The 17,257-nt window shown below is 61.0% G+C and carries 17 protein-coding genes and 1 pseudogene; 1 reads left to right on the forward strand and 17 read right to left on the reverse strand.

Annotated features, from left to right (window positions below):
• Nucleotides 1–3: 3 nt before the first annotated feature.
• Nucleotides 4–1,020 (reverse strand): nitrilase family protein, encoded by a 1,017-nt coding sequence (locus ACVWW1_RS13885; RefSeq protein WP_456656183.1) that lies wholly within the window; start codon nucleotides 1,018–1,020, stop codon nucleotides 4–6.
• Between the two features lie 103 nt (nucleotides 1,021–1,123).
• Here ACVWW1_RS13885 and ACVWW1_RS13890 point away from each other — a divergent pair, with 103 nt between their 5' ends.
• Complete coding sequence (locus tag ACVWW1_RS13890) at nucleotides 1,124–1,615, forward strand: winged helix-turn-helix transcriptional regulator (RefSeq protein ID WP_074125286.1); 492 nt, start codon at nucleotides 1,124–1,126, stop codon at nucleotides 1,613–1,615.
• Between the two features lie 41 nt (nucleotides 1,616–1,656).
• On the opposite strand, the gene ACVWW1_RS13895 is transcribed toward ACVWW1_RS13890, so the two are convergent.
• The 16 genes and pseudogenes from ACVWW1_RS13895 to ACVWW1_RS13970 all read right to left on the reverse strand — a co-directional run bounded on the left by ACVWW1_RS13895 (nucleotide 1,657) and on the right by ACVWW1_RS13970 (nucleotide 17,239).
• Nucleotides 1,657–2,256 carry an ANTAR domain-containing response regulator gene (locus ACVWW1_RS13895; protein WP_456656184.1) on the reverse strand — a complete coding sequence of 200 codons (600 nt, stop codon included), beginning with the start codon at nucleotides 2,254–2,256 and terminating at the stop codon, nucleotides 1,657–1,659.
• A 9-nt stretch (nucleotides 2,257–2,265) separates the two neighbouring features.
• Entirely contained in the window at nucleotides 2,266–3,387 is a 1,122-nt protein-coding gene (locus ACVWW1_RS13900; protein WP_083632559.1) for a transporter substrate-binding domain-containing protein, read from the reverse strand.
• 2 nt (nucleotides 3,388–3,389) lie between these two features.
• Complete coding sequence (locus ACVWW1_RS13905) at nucleotides 3,390–3,662, reverse strand: amidase family protein (RefSeq protein ID WP_456656185.1); 273 nt, start codon at nucleotides 3,660–3,662, stop codon at nucleotides 3,390–3,392.
• The gene (locus ACVWW1_RS13910; RefSeq protein ID WP_456656186.1) at nucleotides 3,568–4,737 is read right to left on the reverse strand and encodes an amidase; all 1,170 of its coding nucleotides are present in this window, start codon (nucleotides 4,735–4,737) and stop codon (nucleotides 3,568–3,570) included. The genes ACVWW1_RS13905 and ACVWW1_RS13910 overlap by 95 nt, the downstream gene beginning before the upstream one ends.
• Entirely contained in the window at nucleotides 4,737–4,907 is a 171-nt protein-coding gene (locus tag ACVWW1_RS13915; RefSeq protein WP_168193298.1) for a hypothetical protein, read from the reverse strand. Before ACVWW1_RS13915 ends, ACVWW1_RS13910 begins: the two co-directional genes overlap by 1 nt.
• 2 nt (nucleotides 4,908–4,909) lie before the next feature.
• Complete coding sequence (locus ACVWW1_RS13920) at nucleotides 4,910–5,608, reverse strand: ABC transporter ATP-binding protein (protein WP_074125282.1); 699 nt, start codon at nucleotides 5,606–5,608, stop codon at nucleotides 4,910–4,912.
• Nucleotides 5,601–6,077: an ATP-binding cassette domain-containing protein gene (locus ACVWW1_RS13925; RefSeq protein WP_456656187.1), complete on the reverse strand. Its 477-nt coding sequence runs from the start codon at nucleotides 6,075–6,077 to the stop codon at nucleotides 5,601–5,603. Before ACVWW1_RS13925 ends, ACVWW1_RS13920 begins: the two co-directional genes overlap by 8 nt.
• Nucleotides 6,031–7,509, reverse strand: coding sequence for an ABC transporter permease subunit (locus ACVWW1_RS13930; RefSeq protein WP_456656188.1), 1,479 nt, complete (start codon nucleotides 7,507–7,509; stop codon nucleotides 6,031–6,033). The genes ACVWW1_RS13925 and ACVWW1_RS13930 overlap by 47 nt, the downstream gene beginning before the upstream one ends.
• 8 nt (nucleotides 7,510–7,517) lie before the next feature.
• Nucleotides 7,518–8,384 (reverse strand): ABC transporter permease subunit, encoded by an 867-nt coding sequence (locus ACVWW1_RS13935; protein WP_456656189.1) that lies wholly within the window; start codon nucleotides 8,382–8,384, stop codon nucleotides 7,518–7,520.
• 58 nt (nucleotides 8,385–8,442) lie between these two features.
• A complete protein-coding gene (locus tag ACVWW1_RS13940; protein ID WP_456656190.1) occupies nucleotides 8,443–9,744 on the reverse strand; it encodes an urea ABC transporter substrate-binding protein in 1,302 nt (433 codons plus the stop codon).
• Nucleotides 9,745–9,890: 146 nt separating this feature from the next.
• Nucleotides 9,891–11,102: an urea ABC transporter substrate-binding protein gene (locus tag ACVWW1_RS13945; protein WP_456656191.1), complete on the reverse strand. Its 1,212-nt coding sequence runs from the start codon at nucleotides 11,100–11,102 to the stop codon at nucleotides 9,891–9,893.
• 810 nt (nucleotides 11,103–11,912) lie between these two features.
• Nucleotides 11,913–13,793: pseudogene (locus ACVWW1_RS13950) on the reverse strand (TRAP transporter large permease).
• A 232-nt stretch (nucleotides 13,794–14,025) separates the two neighbouring features.
• The gene (locus tag ACVWW1_RS13955; RefSeq protein WP_456656192.1) at nucleotides 14,026–15,045 is read right to left on the reverse strand and encodes a TRAP transporter substrate-binding protein; all 1,020 of its coding nucleotides are present in this window, start codon (nucleotides 15,043–15,045) and stop codon (nucleotides 14,026–14,028) included.
• Between the two features lie 42 nt (nucleotides 15,046–15,087).
• Nucleotides 15,088–15,867 carry an SDR family NAD(P)-dependent oxidoreductase gene (locus ACVWW1_RS13960; protein ID WP_456656193.1) on the reverse strand — a complete coding sequence of 260 codons (780 nt, stop codon included), beginning with the start codon at nucleotides 15,865–15,867 and terminating at the stop codon, nucleotides 15,088–15,090.
• A gap of 30 nt (nucleotides 15,868–15,897) precedes the next feature.
• The gene (locus ACVWW1_RS13965) at nucleotides 15,898–16,632 is read right to left on the reverse strand and encodes a four-carbon acid sugar kinase family protein (protein WP_456656194.1); all 735 of its coding nucleotides are present in this window, start codon (nucleotides 16,630–16,632) and stop codon (nucleotides 15,898–15,900) included.
• The gene (locus ACVWW1_RS13970) at nucleotides 16,607–17,239 is read right to left on the reverse strand and encodes a four-carbon acid sugar kinase family protein (RefSeq protein ID WP_456656195.1); all 633 of its coding nucleotides are present in this window, start codon (nucleotides 17,237–17,239) and stop codon (nucleotides 16,607–16,609) included. Before ACVWW1_RS13970 ends, ACVWW1_RS13965 begins: the two co-directional genes overlap by 26 nt.
• Nucleotides 17,240–17,257 lie beyond the last annotated feature (18 nt).

Below are 17,257 nucleotides of genomic sequence, written 5' to 3' on the forward strand. Positions count from 1 at the left end.
CGTTCACCTCTTCAGTGCTGGCGAAACGCCAGGATCGATAGCCGCGGGCGCGCGCCCCTTCTGGCCCACGCGCCCCGGCGGGCATCGCATTGCTATCGGGGAAGTGCCGGCGCTCCGCGGAAGCCGAGCAACTGATCGTAGAGATCGGTACGACGGGTCTCTCACCAGGTCGTTCAGCTTGTTCCAGATCGGCGCGGTTCGGGCCTCGACGACGTCGATATCGGCGTACAGGATCGTGTCCTCTTCAGGTCCGGCGATCCGGCCAATCGGCCAGCCATTGGTGCCTGCGATGAGGGAATTTCCCATAAAGCCGGCGCCGCGTTCGGTGCCGATCCGGTCGGCAGTTGCGATGAAGACGTTGTTTGCGTGGGCCGCAGTCATGGTGAGATACGCCGCCATGCAGGTACCGCTTGCATCGTAGAGCGGCGGCGGCGTCCACACCCAGCCGGTCGGGATGCAGATAATGTCGGCACCCAGCTGGCTAACGATACGCGCGGCTTCCGGAAACCAGATGTCCCAGCATACCAGGAGACCGATCCGGCCGATCCGCGTCTCAAAAACCGGATAGCCCAGATTGCCTGGCGTGAAGAACAGCTTTTCCTCGTTCCAGAGATGCGTCTTGCGGTACTTGCCGATGTAGCCGTCCGGCCCCACCAGAACAGCAGTATCGAACAGCTGATGCCCTTCCAGTTCGGGCAGGCAGCCGACGATATAGACCTGATGCTGTTTGGCAAACGTTTCCCAACCGCGAATAGTCCGCCCCTCGGGCACTGGCTCGGCATGCGCGAAAGCCTCCGCACGCGAATCGAAGCAATAGCCTGTCGTCGCCAATTCAGGCAGCACGATCAGATTGGCTCCTTCCGAGACCGCCTGCTGAAGGCGCTTGCGAACAGCAGTCTCATTCGCCTCCAGATTTTCCAGGCCGACCTGTGGGTTAAACTGGACTACCGCTACACGGGCGGCACTCTTGCGCTTGGCCCCGGCACCCGGTTCGGAAGCGCTGGCAGTTGCAGTTGTCATATGTCGTTACTCCGATGCATTTGGTTCTATTATCGAACCACTTGCGCAGGCGCTTGTCTAGTCCTATTTTAGTACCAGACGCAATTTCGAGTCTGGAGCGATCATGAAAAGAACGAGTCTGGGAGACGTGGAATGTCCGGTAGCGAGGGCTCTGGACGAAATCGGTGACTGGTGGTCCCTGTTGATCATCCGCGACGCTTTCGACGGAGTCCGGCGATTCACCGAATTCCAGAAGAGCCTTGGAATCTCGAAGGGGATTCTGACTGCCCGCCTCAAACATCTGGTCTCGATCGACGTTCTGGAAACGGCCCCGGTCTCCGACGAAGGCGGCTACCAGGAGTATGTGCTGACAAGAAAGGGCCGGGATCTCTTTCTGGTAACTGTGAGCCTGCGGCAATGGGCCGAGGACCATTGCTTCGGCAAGGCGGAACGCCATTCGATCCTTACGGAGAAAGTGAGCGGGAAACGCGTGCCGAGGCTTTCACTGCAGGGACGCGACGGCAAGGAGCTTGACGCATCCATGACTTTTGTCCGCAAGGCAGTTGACCTCGACACACCACGGAAAACCGGTGCGCGCCGGGCTGCGCAGCGCTGACGAACCGGAGCCAAAACAGGAGTCGAAGACCCGACCAGCGTCTAGATGTCGCTTGATGCGATGATAGCCTCTGCCACCAGTGCGATCGTCGTGTTCGAGTTCATCGCCTTCTCCCGCAGCCGGCGATAGGCTTCTTCGTGCGGGATATTGCGCGTGGTGGTCAGTATCTCGACAGCCTTCTCGATCTTCCGTCTCGCCTTCAGGGTCTCATCCAGAGACTTGATGCGCTGCTTCAGGCGCGCTTCGTGACTGGCGAGACTGACCGCAGTGGTTAGTGCCGCCAGGACGCCGAAGATGCGGATCGGCTTGGAGATTACGCCGTGGACATTCAGGCTATGAAGTTCGCTGAGTATCTCCGGCGTCTCGTACGCGATGATGCCTATTCTTGCGACGGCATCAGACATGGTCATCCAGCCCGGGGTCTTCCCGTCGCGGCCCGGATTGACGAGGAACAGGACGACATCAACATAGGAAGGCAATGTCTCGGGCGCGGGCCAGACGCCCTCGACCTGGCACCCGATGCGCTTGATGTGCGCGAGAAACAGTGCGCGTTCCTCATCGTCAGGATGAATGACGAGGACCCGCATCCGACGCAACCGCCGAAGCAGGTCCTGATCGTTCAGTGAAATGCGGTCGCTCATCCTCAAGCCTCACGCGACCAGGGAACGATCGTACGAAATCAGATAGGGATCTGGCCGGACAGCCCCTGCACTCTTCCACACAATCTCGAAGCTGCCGTTCTCGGAAGCCCTGCCGATCATCGGTCGCATCAGGAAGTGGTTATTGTCGAGATCGATCACCTTGTCCCCCGCAGGCCCCCTGAATACAGCGCCGGACAGGATCGGAAGGATGGACTCGCTATCGGAGTCTCCGGCCTGCCTTACTGCATCTGCAAACATGTGGGCGAGCGCATAGCCGGCTTCTGTGTAGACACCCGGTACCTTGTCGAGGCCATATCGCTTTTGATAGGCGGCGACGAACTCTGGGTTCTGCGGCGTGTCCAGCGAGCCGAAATACGTCAATGCTGAAAGATGGCCGGCACGCGCCTCTGGCGACATGCTGGCCAGCTCCGATTCCGTTGTGGTGAGCGACGCGATCGGAACGTTGCGTCCTTGCCGGACCTTGTTGAAGGCCTCGTACAGGACGACGGTATCTTCGCCGACGACGGTTGAAATGATCGCTTGCGGTTCCTTCGCAACGAGTTGTTCGAGGAACGGCTCAAAGCGTTCTCTTGTGGTCGCGAAAGGAAGGTAAACCTCCCCGACGACTTTTCCGCCACTCTCGGTGAGAAACTCCTTGACGATGCGGTTGATCTCGCGCGCGTACAGGGTATCGGATCCAATCAGGCCGACATGCTTCCCGAAACTGGCGAATAGATACTCCAGTAGCGGGACAATCACCTGGTTCGGAACGGCCCCTCCGTAAATCACATTGGGAGAATACTCGAAACCCTCATAGACAGATGGATAGAGCAACACGCCGTTATAGCGCTCGACGACGGGCACGACCTTCTTTCGGCTGGTCGACAGGCAGCACCCCACAATTGCACGGACGCGCTGACGAAGCAGGAGATCAGTAGCCAATTCCTCATATCGCCGGTCATCGCCAGCCGGATTGGCAATTACCGGCTCGAGGGGCCGGCCATTGATACCGCCGCTAGCGTTGATCTCATCGCAGGCAATGAGAACGCCTTCGATATTCGCGTTCTCCGTCACAGCCATCGGCCCGGTCTGCGAGAACAGGACGCCTAGTTTGACCGTCTCTCCGTCCATCGTCATGCGTCCATGTTGATCCGTCGATCCATCCATTGTGCAACGGCCAGAAGACGTTCGTCCTGACCATACTGTCCCATCAACATCATGCCGACGGGCAGTCCTTCGGACGAACTTCCGCACGGGATCGAAATGCAGGGAAGTCCCGCCAGGTTTCCGATCCAGCAGAACCAGGTCATGCTATCCTGCGTCGTCACCCGCCGGCCGCCAAAGGTCTGCCAGTCGTCTCCGATCTTCGGAGCAACGACCGGCAAGGTCGGAAGCACGACGCGCATCCCAGTCACCAAGACCGTTCAGCTGCGTGGTGAGTTGGCCACGAATTCGCTGGGCTTTCAACAGCTCGACGCCGGAGATCCGGGTTCCGGCCTCGAGATGTGCCCTGGTCAGGGCGCTGAACCCTGACGGATTTCGGGCAAGGAGCTCAGCGTGATATGAAGATGCTTCGCAATGGAGGATCGCTTCCCACGCTGCAAAGTACGACGAAACTCCCTCCAGCTCGCGATTGGTAACGTCGGCTCCCGAGTGTCGAAGCGCCGACAGAAAGCTTCGATCAACATCATCGGAGCGCTCTAGCCCCTCGCCTGCCAGATTGATCAGCCGAGGCCTGTCGAGGCGTTCGACAGGTCCGAAAGCGGGAGACCGCAAGGTGGCAGGATCGTTCGCGTCCTCGCCGCAGATGAACGGCATCAGGTGGATGATATCGTCAAGTGCCGCCGTGATCGGCCCCGGGGCGTCGAGGGACCAGCTAAGTGGAAGAACCCCGTGGCGGGAGGCCCGGCCATAGCTCGGCTTGAAGCCGTAGATGCCACAGGCTCCGGACGGAATACGGATCGAACCTCCAGTGTCGCTGCCGAGCGCAGCTGCAACGATACCGGCCGCGACTGCAGCGCCGGAGCCGCCGCTGCTGCCTCCCGTAATGTGATCACGGTTGCGGGGATTCCGGGTCGCGCCGAAGCTGGAGGCCGAGTTTGTCGCGCCATATGCCCACTCATGCATGTTGGTCTTCGCAAAGATAACCGCCCCTGCCTTGCGAAGATTTGCAACGATTGTGGCGTCCCGCCCCTGACGCTCCAGCGGCAATGCCCTGGAGCAGGCGGTCGTCGGATAGTCCTCAGTGAGGTAGTTATCCTTGATGGCGATCGGCACCCCGTCGAGCGCGCTCATGGGCCTGCCTCCTTGCCGCCGCTCGTCGGCCTCCCTCGCCTGCCTCATGACAAGGTCAGGATCGAGGGCTACGAAAGCATTAAGATCGGAATGTCGCGCCGCCAGCTCGAGGGCGCCGGCGGCGAGTTTCGAAGGCGAACTGACGCCGGACGCGAGCGCTTCGATCTGTTGGGTAAGGGTCTGCATCACGGTTGCGTCGCGTCCTGTGTTCCGGGAATAAAGAAGTGAGATGGTTCGGCCCCGATCAGGCGATCCGCGCAGTCGAGGCCTTCGCGGATTCGCTTCAGGGTCGCGGCGATTTGCTCATGTTGCTCCTCGGTCAATCCTGTTGACATGGATCCGGACATTTCGCGCATAGTCAGACTCCGAGCAATTGTTGCTGCAGTTTCCTGTCGGCCCGCAAACTCTCGCGATCAGTCTCGAGCCGCACACTGCCCTTCTCCATGACGTACGCACGCGTAGCGATCGACAGGCAAAAATCGAGATCCTGTTCTGCGACCAGAATGGCAACCCCGCGCTCGCGGTTGATGCGCTTCAGGATACCGGCCATCTCGTCGATGATTGATGGCTGGACCCCCTCGGTAGGCTCGTCGAGGAGCAGTATCTTCGGCCCGGTCGCCAAGGCGCGGGCAAGAGCCAGCACCTGTTGCTGCCCGCCAGACAGGCCGCCGGCAAGATCATCCGCCTTCGGGCGGAGCATCGGAAATTCCCGAAGGGCAGATTCCACTGCCACGCGGCCGCTGTGGCCATTGGTTTCAGCCGCGACTGCGATATTCTCCGTAACCGTCATCCGGGGGAAGACGTACCGGCCTTGCGGCACATAGCCGACGCCCGCCTTCGCGCGCCTGGCAGGCGATTCTGGCACGCTATGGCCATCAATCTCGACATGGCCCGAAAATGCCGGGATCAGGGCCATGGCGAAACGCATCAGCGTGGACTTCCCGACGCCGTTGCGTCCCAGCAACGCAACGATCTCGGCCTTCTCTACCGTGATCGAGACATCACGGATAATGACAGTCTTCCCGTATCCGCCGGTCGCGTTGACAACCCTAAACATGCTCGCGCCTCCCGAGATAGATGTCGAGAACGCGATCATCTGTGCGCAGTGCAGCTATGTCGCCTTCTGCGAAGACCTGCCCCTGATGGAGCACCGTGACGTGACCTTCGAGAGTTCTGACGAACTCCATATCGTGCTCCACGACAATCACAGTCGTGTGCCGTGCAAGGGTCCGAACGAGAGACGAGAGCTCGCGTGTTTCTTCATTTGTCATACCGGCCGCCGGCTCGTCGAGCAGTACGACGCGGGGTGCGAGACAAAGCACCATGCCGATGTCCAGCCATTGTTGCTGTCCGTGCGAGAGAGCCGAAGCCTGGACTTTTGCCTGCCGTTCGAAACCCAGCATGGCAAGTATCCGGCGGCTCACATCAGCCGCTGCCTGCCGGTCGCGAGTACGGGCAAAGGCAGCAATCGACAGGTTCTCATCCACAGTCAGTTCGCCGAATATCTGTGGCTTCTGGTTCTTCACGCCGACACCCTGACGAACGCGTTCGAAGATTGGCGCGTTCGTCGCATCCACGTCGCCGACCGTCACTGATCCGGCCTCCGGGCATGTAGATGCCGACGCAGACCTTCAGATACGAACTCTTTCCCGCGCCATTCGGCCCGATCAGCGAATATGGTCGTCCGGGCTCGAAGGTGCGCGCTACCTTGTTGACCGGGATGACGCCACCGAAGTGCTTGTAGAGATCGACAGTCGCAAGACGCTTTGCCGGCCCCGCCTGCTCCTCGGCTTCAACAAGAATGCCTTCGAGCACAGCGGGATCAATTAAAACGGCGCCGGCGTCGCGGGCTGCCGCATTCGGGTCCGGAAGCGTTCTTCGCCAGAGCTCGCCGACAGCGCCTACCAGACCGTTCTTCAGAAAGAGAACCAGCAGGATCAGGACGATGCCGAGGATCAGCGTCGTCTGGCCGCCGACGGCCCCGCCGCCCAGGTAGTAGGACAGGCCACCGATCGCGAAAGCACCGACAAAGGCCCCCGCCAGCGTACCCAGACCGCCGACCAGTACATAGATCGGCACGAGGAGCGCTTCCTGAACCGAGAAAATCGACGGGTTGAGGTAATTGGCCCAGGCCCCGAACATCGCGCCTGCGAGCCCGGCGATTGCTCCTGCGAGGGAGAAACTGGCGACCTGATATTTGCGAATATCGTAGCCGAGAAGTTCCGTCTTCTGCGGGTCAATTCGAATGCAGTCGATGACGCGGCCGAACGTACCGCGCATCAGCCACCAGCACAGGAAGTAAATTGCAGCTGACACAATGACGACCGTGACGAACACTTCGACGGGACCGGCGGATTCCGCACCTTGCCCGAATCCGGGTACCACGCCCGGGATGTTCGACAGGCCATTGTCGCCGCCGACCACCGCGTGCCCGATCGTGATCTTGAAGGATTGTGTCAGCGACCACAAAAGCAGCGTAAAAGTGTAGGAAAGGATCGTCGCCTGCAACGGTCCCATGCGCGCAAGGAAGATAATCGAACCGAGTGCACCCGCACTGGCAGCTCCGAAGATGGCGCCAGCCGGAAGGCTCCAGACAAGCGTGTTGCCCGTCAGTGGCGCCATGTTGATGGCAATGATGCTGCCGAAATAGCCGCCGAGACCGTAGAAGGCGGTTTGTCCAAGAGACAGCAGGCCGCCTCTCCCCCAGACAAGATCAAGGCTGAGACCGAGCAAACCAAAGATCACCCAGGACGTAGCAACGTATGCCAGATAGGGATCAATGAAGCCTGCGCCTGTGAGTGCCCCGCCTGTCGCCAGAAGCGGAAAGATCAGGCCGGCGTTCCGGTAGATTTTTTCGGACAGCCCCATATCGCAACCCACTTCCTGTGCCGTCCGGACCTGATCCTGAGCTGGTATCGCCAGGGTTGATATACGCGGTTCTTTCAAGGACAGATTCATGGCCCGTCTCACATCTTGCTGCGCCACCTGGCCGTTATCCCGAGCGGATAAAGCCAGAGGAGGAACGCAGTGATCAGAAAGAAGAAGGCGTCGCCTGCTACCGAAGTCATGAAGCTCGCCGTCATGGAGGCACCGCCGCCGAGCCCGATCGCTGTCAGCGCGCTGCCGGTCAGCGTCACCGGACCAGCCACCACGACGGTAAGAAACGCCTTGATGACAAAGGCGAAGCCCATGGAGGGGGTCGCCGGCACGATAGGTAGCAGAACGGCACCTGCAAAACCCGCGAGGCCGCATCCGATCGCAAACGTGAGCGTATTGACGCGATACGACTCGATGCCGATTGCGCGTGCCATCTCCGGCATCTGGATCGCTGCGCGCGCCTTCATGCCGTACACAGTGTGCGTCATGAGGACGTAGACGAAAAGCGTCGCGAGCATGGCGACGCCGATCATCAGAAGCGGATAGCCAGCGAGACTATAGTTGCCGATCTTCAGGCTGTACTGCGGCATACCGATGCCCGGCGTAACCGTACCGAAGATCATGACCGCAAGCTGATAGAACGCGATACTGAGCCCCCAGGTCGCCAGCATCGTGTCAAACAGGCGACCGTAGAGACGGCGGATGATCAGTACTTCGACAGCCGCACCGATGGCCATGGTGACAAGAACGGCAATCGGGATCGCGAAGATGAACGGGACTCCGTATCGGGTGGCCGTCAGGGCTGCATAGGCCCCGATCATCAGAAACTCACCATGCGCAAGATTGATAACCCCCATCAACCCGAATACGACCGCAAGGCCAATTGTCGCGATCAAGAGGATCGACGCGCTCGACAACGACGACAGCAACACGGTTGCCAAGTAATCCAGTTCCATAATCAACCCTTCCTCCAACGACGGGGCGTGCGGTTTGATGGCGCGCGCCCCTCGACGTCTACTTGCTCTCCGGTGCAAAATGCTGGGCGAGCGTGGGGTTTGCGACCAGGTCGCACTTCTCGTTCTCATAGGCCGGCGCGACGTCCCTGAAGGTCTCGACGACCTTGAAGCCGTGCCTGTCATCGCCCTCGACGATGTAGATGTTCTGGCGCAGATGGTGCGACTTCGGCTCGAGCTTCACGGTGCCGTTCGGTGCCTCGAAGCTCAGGCCACTCTCGAGCGCCGCGATGACCGGAGCCGTCTGGGCCGCCCCGGCCTTGTTGACCGCTGCCGCCCAAAGATGCACGGCGTTCCAGATATCGACAGCTTCCGAGATGACCGGCGTGTCGCTGCCGTATTTCGCGATCCACAGCTTCAGAAATTCGGCATTCGCCGGATTGTCGACGACCTGGAAGTAGCCCTGGTCCGCGACGAGCCCCTTGCCGGCCGCCGGTGACACCACGACCTGCTGGTTGCCCGAGCCGTAATTGGTCGAGACGACGCCGATCCTGTCCTTGAGGCCGGCGGCCGCAAACTGCTCGAGGAAGCCGGTCTGGTTGGCACCGACCGGCAGCGCAACGACGAAGTCAGGCTTGACCGACTGGATCTTCTGGATGGTCGGCGCGTAGTCCGTGACCGTGAGCGCCAGGAAGTCCTCGCCCACGACCTCCGCACCGGCCTTCCTTGCATATTCCCTGACCCAGTGCGCCGAGATCGTCCCGAAGTTGTAATCGGGCGCCATGATGTAGATCCGCTTGCCGTACTTCTTCACAGCCCAGTCGATGAGCACCGACAATTGCTGCGAGGCGGACGGTCCCGTGACGAAGGTCTGCTTGTCGCAGGCGCCGCCTTCGTAGAGCGATCCATAGAAGTAAGGGATGTTGGCCTTGCGGATGATCGGCCGGATCGCCTCGCGCGACGAGCTAGTGAGCCCGGCGAACAGTGCGCTCACACGATCCCGCAGGACCACCGTGTTCGCATACTGGGTATATTTGCTCAGCTCGGATTGCGCGTCGTAGCCGACGACCTCGATCGGCTTGCCGAGCACGCCTCCCTTGGCGTTGATGGTCTCGACCGCCAGCTTCAGGGCATTGTTCTGCTGAATGCCGTAGATGTTCAGACCGCCGGTCAGGTCGAAAATGGCGCCGATCCTGATCCCGCCTTCGGCATGCACTGGCTTTCCCGCAAGACAGAATGTGGCAGCCACCGTCAATGCGCCAACGCGCAACAGCCTTGCCCACGACCCCCGACTGTTGTCCTTGCGCTTCCTGCTGCGCGAAGCACGCCCGTTCGAACCGGACAGATTGATGCGGGATATCATTTAGCTTCCTCCCTGATATCTTATATGGTTCTATTATCGAACCACACGCTGCAACCGGTGTCTAGTCTTATTATCGAACTGGTTCAGGCCAATCGTCAAATAACGACGCGAGGGCGCGCGGTTTGATGGCGCGCGCCCCTCGACGTCTACTTGCTCTCTGGTGCAAAATGCTGGGCGAGCGTGGGGTTTGCGACCAGGTCGCACTTCTCGTTCTCATAGGCCGGCGCGACATCCCTGAACGTCTCGACGACCTTGAAGCCATGCCTGTCATCGCCCTCGACGATGTAGATGTTCTGGCGCAGATGGTGCGACTTCGGCTCGAGCTTCACGGTGCCGTTCGGTGCCTCGAAGCTCAGGCCACTCTCGAGCGCCGCGATGACCGGAGCCGTCTGGGCCGCCCCGGCCTTGTTGACCGCTGCCGCCCAAAGATGCACGGCGTTCCAGATATCGACAGCTTCCGAGATGACCGGCGTGTCGCTGCCGTATTTCGCGGTCCACAGCTTCAGAAATTCGGCATTCGCCGGATTGTCGACGACCTGGAAGTAGCCCTGGTCCGCGATGAGGCCCTTGCCGGCAGCAGGCGACACCACGACCTGCTGGTTGCCCGAGCCGTAATTGGTCGAGACGACGCCGATCCTGTCCTTGAGGCCGGCGGCCGCAAACTGCTCGAGGAAGCCGGTCTGGTTGGCACCGACCGGCAGCGCAACGACGAAGTCAGGCTTGACCGACTGGATCTTCTGGATGGTCGGCGCGTAGTCCGTGACCGTGAGCGCCAGGAAGTCCTCGCCCACGACCTCCGCACCGGCCTTCCTTGCATATTCCCTGACCCAGTGCGCCGAGATCGTCCCGAAGTTGTAATCGGGCGCCATGATGTAGATCCGCTTGCCGTACTTCTTCACAGCCCAGTCGATGAGCACCGACAATTGCTGCGAGGCGGACGGTCCCGTGACGAAGGTCTGCTTGTCGCAGGCGCCGCCTTCGTAGAGCGATCCATAGAAGTAAGGGATGTTGGCCTTGCGGATGATCGGCCGGATCGCCTCGCGCGACGAGCTAGTGAGCCCGGCGAACAGTGCGCTCACACGATCCCGCAGGACCACCGTGTTCGCATACTGGGTATATTTGCTCAGCTCGGATTGCGCGTCGTAGCCGACGACCTCGATCGGCTTGCCGAGCACGCCTCCCTTGGCGTTGATGGTCTCGACCGCCAGCTTCAGGGCATTGTTCTGCTGAATGCCATAGATGTTCAGACCGCCGGTCAGGTCAAAAATAGCGCCGATCTTCGTCTGGGCCTGGGCCTGCGTGCCGGCCAGCAGCGCGACTGCTGCAGAAAGGTAGATACCAAAATAAGCGCGTCTCATGGTGTCCGCTCCGAATTTTGAGCCGAGCACCAGCTTGGGATTATTGATTGTTCCTAAAAACGCAAAAACGACGCGCCAAGACCAGATGCCCAGCTACGTCGTTGGATTTTTCGTGCGCTCCTCGCACGAGGTACCGTTTAAACCTCGCACACCCGATTGTCAACGTGGAAAGGGCCACCTCGTCGAGCTCTGTGCCAGTTCAATCGTTGCCTCTGGCAATAAAGCTCTCCGGCCCTTCTGTACGCTGCAACGCGCTACAATACTCTGCTCGTGAATGCGCGATGGAATCGCGGAGCTCGATCGAGTTAGACGGACGTACACAGCTCGCGGGCCACCCACGGAATGAAAACTGGCGAGAAAAGTCTCACAAGAATCCACGCCACGCTACGCGATTGCAGCCGTTCGCCTACTCCCACTCAATAGTTTCGGACGACGTTTCACCGTTGATCTACAAGGACAAATCTTCACGTCTGACGGACAAATCCCGACGGTATACCTGCCGAAATTATTCGGTCCTGAATTCACAGAATAATTTGCGCCGCTCGGAAGGTTGACCATTCCGCTACCTATCGGAGTCAATCGACTGAATAGCTCTAAATGCGTGGCGGAAATCGCCGCTGCTCGTGCTGGCACGGCACAGTTACATATACCGTCAGAGATCAGGAAAGTCTCGTCCGATGGTTCCTCCACCGCCCGCCACTACTGCGCGACAAGCGGTCCGCTTTGTGCCCAAGAGCCGCCTTCCCCGGCAGCAGTTGGCGTCCGGAAGGCGGCTCAGCCCAAGAGGCTGAAAACGTCTTGATCATGTCGTCACAGGAAACCGGTCGAGATCCATGGTACGGCCGCGACCACGATCAGCCCGACCGCCAACGCAGCGATGTACGCGATGATCGGCTTCATGCCTTGATCAGGATGAATACGGCTGATCGCGCAGGCCGCGTAGTAGCCGACGCCAAACGGCGGCGCGAACAGGCCGATTCCCATGGCCAGGATCACCACCATCGCGTAATGCACTTCGTGCACACCCACCTGGTGGGCGATCGGGAACATGAGCGGACCGAACAGCACGATTGCCGGAATGCCTTCGAGAACGCTGCCGAGGACAATAAAGGCCAGGATCGACACCGCCAGAAATGTCGCCGCACCGCCGGGCAGCCCCGTCATGGCCAAAGCCAGCAGGCTCGAGAATCCGGACTGGGTCAGCGCCCAGGCCATGCCTGTCGCCGCGCCGATGATCAGCAGGATCGCCCCCGAGAGTGCGGCGGTTTCCACGAGCATCGGTCCGACCCGACGCCAATCGAAGCGACGATAGATCAGCAGGCCGGCCAGGACCGAGTAGACAATCCCGATCGTCGAGACCTCGGTGGCTGTGGCCACGCCTTCGATGACCGCTGCCCGAATGATGAATGGAAGAGCAATAGCCGGCAGGGCAATCAGGAAGGTCCGCCCGATCTCGCGCTTGCTGGCCCGTTTGACATGGCTGAGGTCTTCATTCCGATAGCGCCACCAGACCACTCCGCACAGAGTGAGGCCGAGCACCAATCCGGGCAGAAGCGCCCGCCCGTGAACAAGGCCGAGATGGACACTCCCGTGACGGAGCCGATGGTGATCAGCACGATGCTTGGCGGAATCGTCTCGGTCTGGGCGCCGGTGGCCGAGAGAAGCGCTACCAGGTCGCCCGGCTTGGCGCCGCGATCTTGCATCTCGGGGAAAAGCACAGGCGCGACGGCCGCCATATCTGCCGCCTTCGATCCGGAGATACCGGAGACCAGATACATCGCGCCGACCAGCACGTAGTGTAATCCCCCTCGCACATGTCCTAGCAGGCTCGCCAGAAAGCCCACCATGGCCCGTGCCATTCCGGTCATCTCGATGAGCAGGCCGAGAAACACGAACAGCGGGACCGCGAGCAGGATGATGTGCGACATGCCCTCGTCCATCCGGCCCACCACGACCATCGTCGGTGTACTGGTGGTCAGGGCGATGTAGCCAAATGTCGCCAGGGCGAAGGAGAAGGCGATCGGAACTCCGGCGAACACCATGATGGCGACGAAGTCCGACGAAGAAGATCAGCAGGTTGAGGTTGCCAAGTCCGCGCAACACGGGCTGCAGCACGATCAGAACCGCGATCATTCCCGCAATGAGAGCAACGGCTCCAACAACCATGCGCCAATTGCCGAAACGCACCAGACGCAGCAGCGCCATGACAGTCATCAAGCCGATCCCGACCGGCAGTGCCGCCGCGCGCCAGACGCCAGAGATTTCCAGTGCCGGCGTGGTGACGAACCCCTCTTCGGCAGCGAACTCGTAGGATGGCTCGACAACCAGGAGCAGGAACGCGAGTGCCGCTGCAGTGGCTACGACGTCGACAAAGGGCCACGCCCGCGGCGGCAGCATGGCGACGATGGCGGTCATGCGCATGTGCTCGTTACGGTGGAACGCTGCGACGGAGCCGAGCATGGCCAGCCACAGGAACAGGGTCGAGGCGAGTTCATCCGTCCAGATGATCGGCTGATGAAAAACATAACGACTGATGACACCGGCGAGCAGGACGATGATCTCAGCGACGACGAGTAGCGCCGCCGGGACCTCCACCAGGAGTCGGAGGACGGTATCTATCGATGTCGTCCATTTCGTATGCGACAGAGCTGTCTCTGCTGATTGGGTTTCCAATCCGTGTACCTGGGTCATGGCAACTATCCCCACCTGTGTGGGCGCGGGTTGGCTATGCCGGACACGGCAGCACTCTTGGCTTCGAAAAGCATCGTTCCCTCCATGTTCGTCGTTTTCTGTGTCAGATCATGATCGGACGGGCGCCGAATGACGTTTTACGGCGACTTCGCAACTCAGCGTTGGACACCCGACCCATCTTCGGTCCCAAGCCGAGCCTTCCGTATCGCAGCTGGCGTCGACAGCGGGCTGCTCAGGCGAGCTTGCCGACTGCATCCTCGAGCATGCCCCAGGCGTCGTCGCCGAACTTGGAACGCCACTCGCTATAGAATCCGGCCTTCGAAAGGGTTTCCTGAAACGGTGCCGGGTCGACTTCGTTGAAGACCATTCCCGCGGCGGTCAGGTCCTTGATCAGCGAGACGTTCTGTCGCGCGACCTCGTCGCGCTCGGCCATGCAGGCGTTGTTGATGATCTTGGCCACATTTTCCTGCATGCTGGCCGGGACTTGGTTCCAGGCGCGGCGGTTCATCAGGAACCACCAGCCATCCCACATGTGGTTGGTGAGCGAGCAGTATTTCTGGACCTCGTACAGCTTCGCCGCCGAGATGATCGCAGGTGGGTTTTCCTGCCCGTCGACGATCTTGGTTTGGAGTGCAGAGTAGACCTCGGCGAAGTTCAATCCTGTCGGGGCCGCGCCGAGCGACTTGAACAGTGACGTCCAAAGTGCGCTAACGGGAACGCGGATCTTCATGCCGTTAAGATCGCCGGGAGTTTTGATCGGCTTGGTGTTGGTGGTGATCTGACGAAAGCCGTTGTCCCAGATTTTCTCGTGCACGACGATGCCGCTCTTCGTGATCTGTTCGCGCAGGTGCGCCCCGAGCTTGCCGTCGAGTGCCTTCCACAGGGCCGGATAATCCTTGAATGCGAACCCGAGGCCGGAGATCGCGACGGACGGCACGATCGTGGAAAGCACGTTGACGCCGGAGTTGAGGAATCCTTCGAGAGCGCCGGAGCGGAGCTGGGACAGCATGCCCGTGTCTGCACCGAGCTGGTTGTTTGGAAAGATCTGCATCTCAAACCGGCCGTCGGTCTCTGTCTTGATCAGTTCGGCGGCCTTGCGGAGATACACATTGAGCGGATGCGACTCCGGCACGTTCGTGCCAACCTTGAAAGCGAACTCGGCGGCCTTTGCATAGCGGATGGGTAGCGCAGCGGAGATGGCCGTGCCTCCCACAAGCGCGGCGAAGCCGCGGCGCGTTACGATCGTGGACATGTTTGCTCCTGGTTTTGCCTATTTGTTGGGTATCGAACTCGATCAGCTTGATGGGACGGCCTTGTCGCCGCGAAACATGAGACCAGCGGCCCGGAAGCCCCCGTCCACGTTCAGCGTGTGCCCGTGAACGTACCGGCTCTCATCGGAGCAGAGGAAAACCGCAGCGTCGGCTATCTCCTCGGGCGTTCCGTAGCGCGTCATAGGGATCAGGTAGTTGTAAGCGGCGCGCGTCGCCTGGTCGTGCGCGAACTTCGCCATCTCGGTCTCGATGGCGCCGGGCGCGATGTTGTTGACGTTGATGCCGTACTCCGCGAGCTCCACCGCCATGACCTTGGTAAGGAGCGCGAGACCCGCCTTGGCCGCCCCGTATGCGGCGCGGCCGTGGCCTCCGCGCTGGCCGGAGAGAGAGGCGATGTTGATGATCTTCCCGCTCCGGTGCTTGACCATCTCGCGAGCGCAGGCTTGTGCCACGAAGAATGCCCCGCTCAGATTGATCGAGATTGTCCGATTCCATTCGTCCGGCTTGATATCGAGGAACGGTCTGTTTCCGCCGATCCCGGCATTGTTTACGAGGATGTCGATGCGGCCGTAACGATCGATGATGGCCTGCACCATCTCTTGGACCGAGGTCACGTCGGCCACGTCCGCCTCAAGGGCGAGCCCGTCGGATGCGCCAAGCGCTTCCAGGGCCTGTCGGGCACCCTGCGTGTTGATGTCGGCGATGACTGGCGTCGCGCCTTCGGCGACGAAGGCTTTGGCGATTGCAAGGCCGATGCCGCGAGCCCCGCCGGTCACCAGTGCGATTTTTCCCTGTAGTCTCATCTGTCCTCCTCCGGGGTTGTTGCCGGTCGTTCAACTTCGTTGCGATGTTCCGTCGCGCACGGCGCAGAAGAAATCGTCTCCGCCGACCTGCCCGCCCTTGAGGGCAATCTGCAGTCCGTCGCGCGCGGGATTGGTGGAATGGGCCCGGCAGAGCGGCGAGCCCGGCGCGACGGGAGCGATGGCGGTGAGCGCGTCGATCCCCAGCATCGAGGCCGCGTGGCTCGATGTGTCGCCGCCGGAGATGACCGCCCGCGTCAACTTCGCCTCGCGCACCACCGCGTCGAGGATGCGGCCTAGTCCGGTGCCGATGTGGTCGTTCACGGTCTCGGCCGAGATGCCTGCGGTCTTCACCGCCTGCCGCAAAGCGGCAACGGCCGGATCATCCGGGCCTCTCGCGGTGAATACGAGCGGGTTGCTGCCTTCCGAGAGTGCACGCAGCGCCTCGCGGGTTACGCGCCCGATTTCGTTCTGCCATGCGGGCTCGTCGACGGCCTTGGTAGCGTCGATGCGGATGCCGCTGAAGCCATGGATGATGGAATGTGCAATCTGGCTCGCCGTGACCGGTGAGACCGAGCCCGACACGCAGGCGATGCGTTCAACGCTCCCGACCGGAGACGTGAGCTTCCTCTCGGGCAGAAGTCCCGATTTGCGCCAGTAGGCTGCCAGGGCAGCTTCAAGGCCCTGCGAGCCCACGGCAAACACTTGTGCGCCGCCACGCTCCCAGACGAGACGGCCTGCCTCAACCAGCGTCTCCTCGTCCAGCACGTCGAGTGAGACGATTCTGGCGCCGAAAAGCGAGGGCCTCGGCGAGGCGCGCATCGGCTTGACCGCGCTTCATCGCGACAAAATCGACGAGATCGACAGGCTTGTCGGTCTGCTTGGCGAGGTGACGGCCGAGGTCAGACTCGTCCATCGGCGTCACCGGGTGCTTCGACATGGTCGGGTGACGGTCGAGCCTGTATCCCTTGCCTTGGGCGAGCGCGAAGAGGTGGCCGTGGCTCTGGTATCGCCCCATCGCGGGGTCGGCCACGAGCATCGGGATCCAGCCGTTGAACAATCGTGCCGCTATGTCGATGGCCCGCCCAATCGAGCCAATGTGAGGGGCGGAGTCGAAGGTCGAGCAGACCTTGTAGTGCACGACGGGCGTGCCAAGCGAACGCAGCAGCTCGAAGACAGGCGGCAGGTTTTGGTCCATCCAGACGGGGCCACGGGAGCGTGCCACGCCGGCAATACCGATGCCGCGGTAGGAGCCGAAGGCCTGCAGTCGCTCCGGCGTCGGTGGGGCGAGGAACAGTACGGTGTCTAACCCGGCAAAGGCGAATGCCTCCATTGCAGCCGAAGACCCGGTGTAGTCGTCGCCGTAGAACGCCAAGAGGGGCCCTTTCGGCAG

It is taken from the genome of Bradyrhizobium sp. JR3.5 (assembly GCF_054057015.1).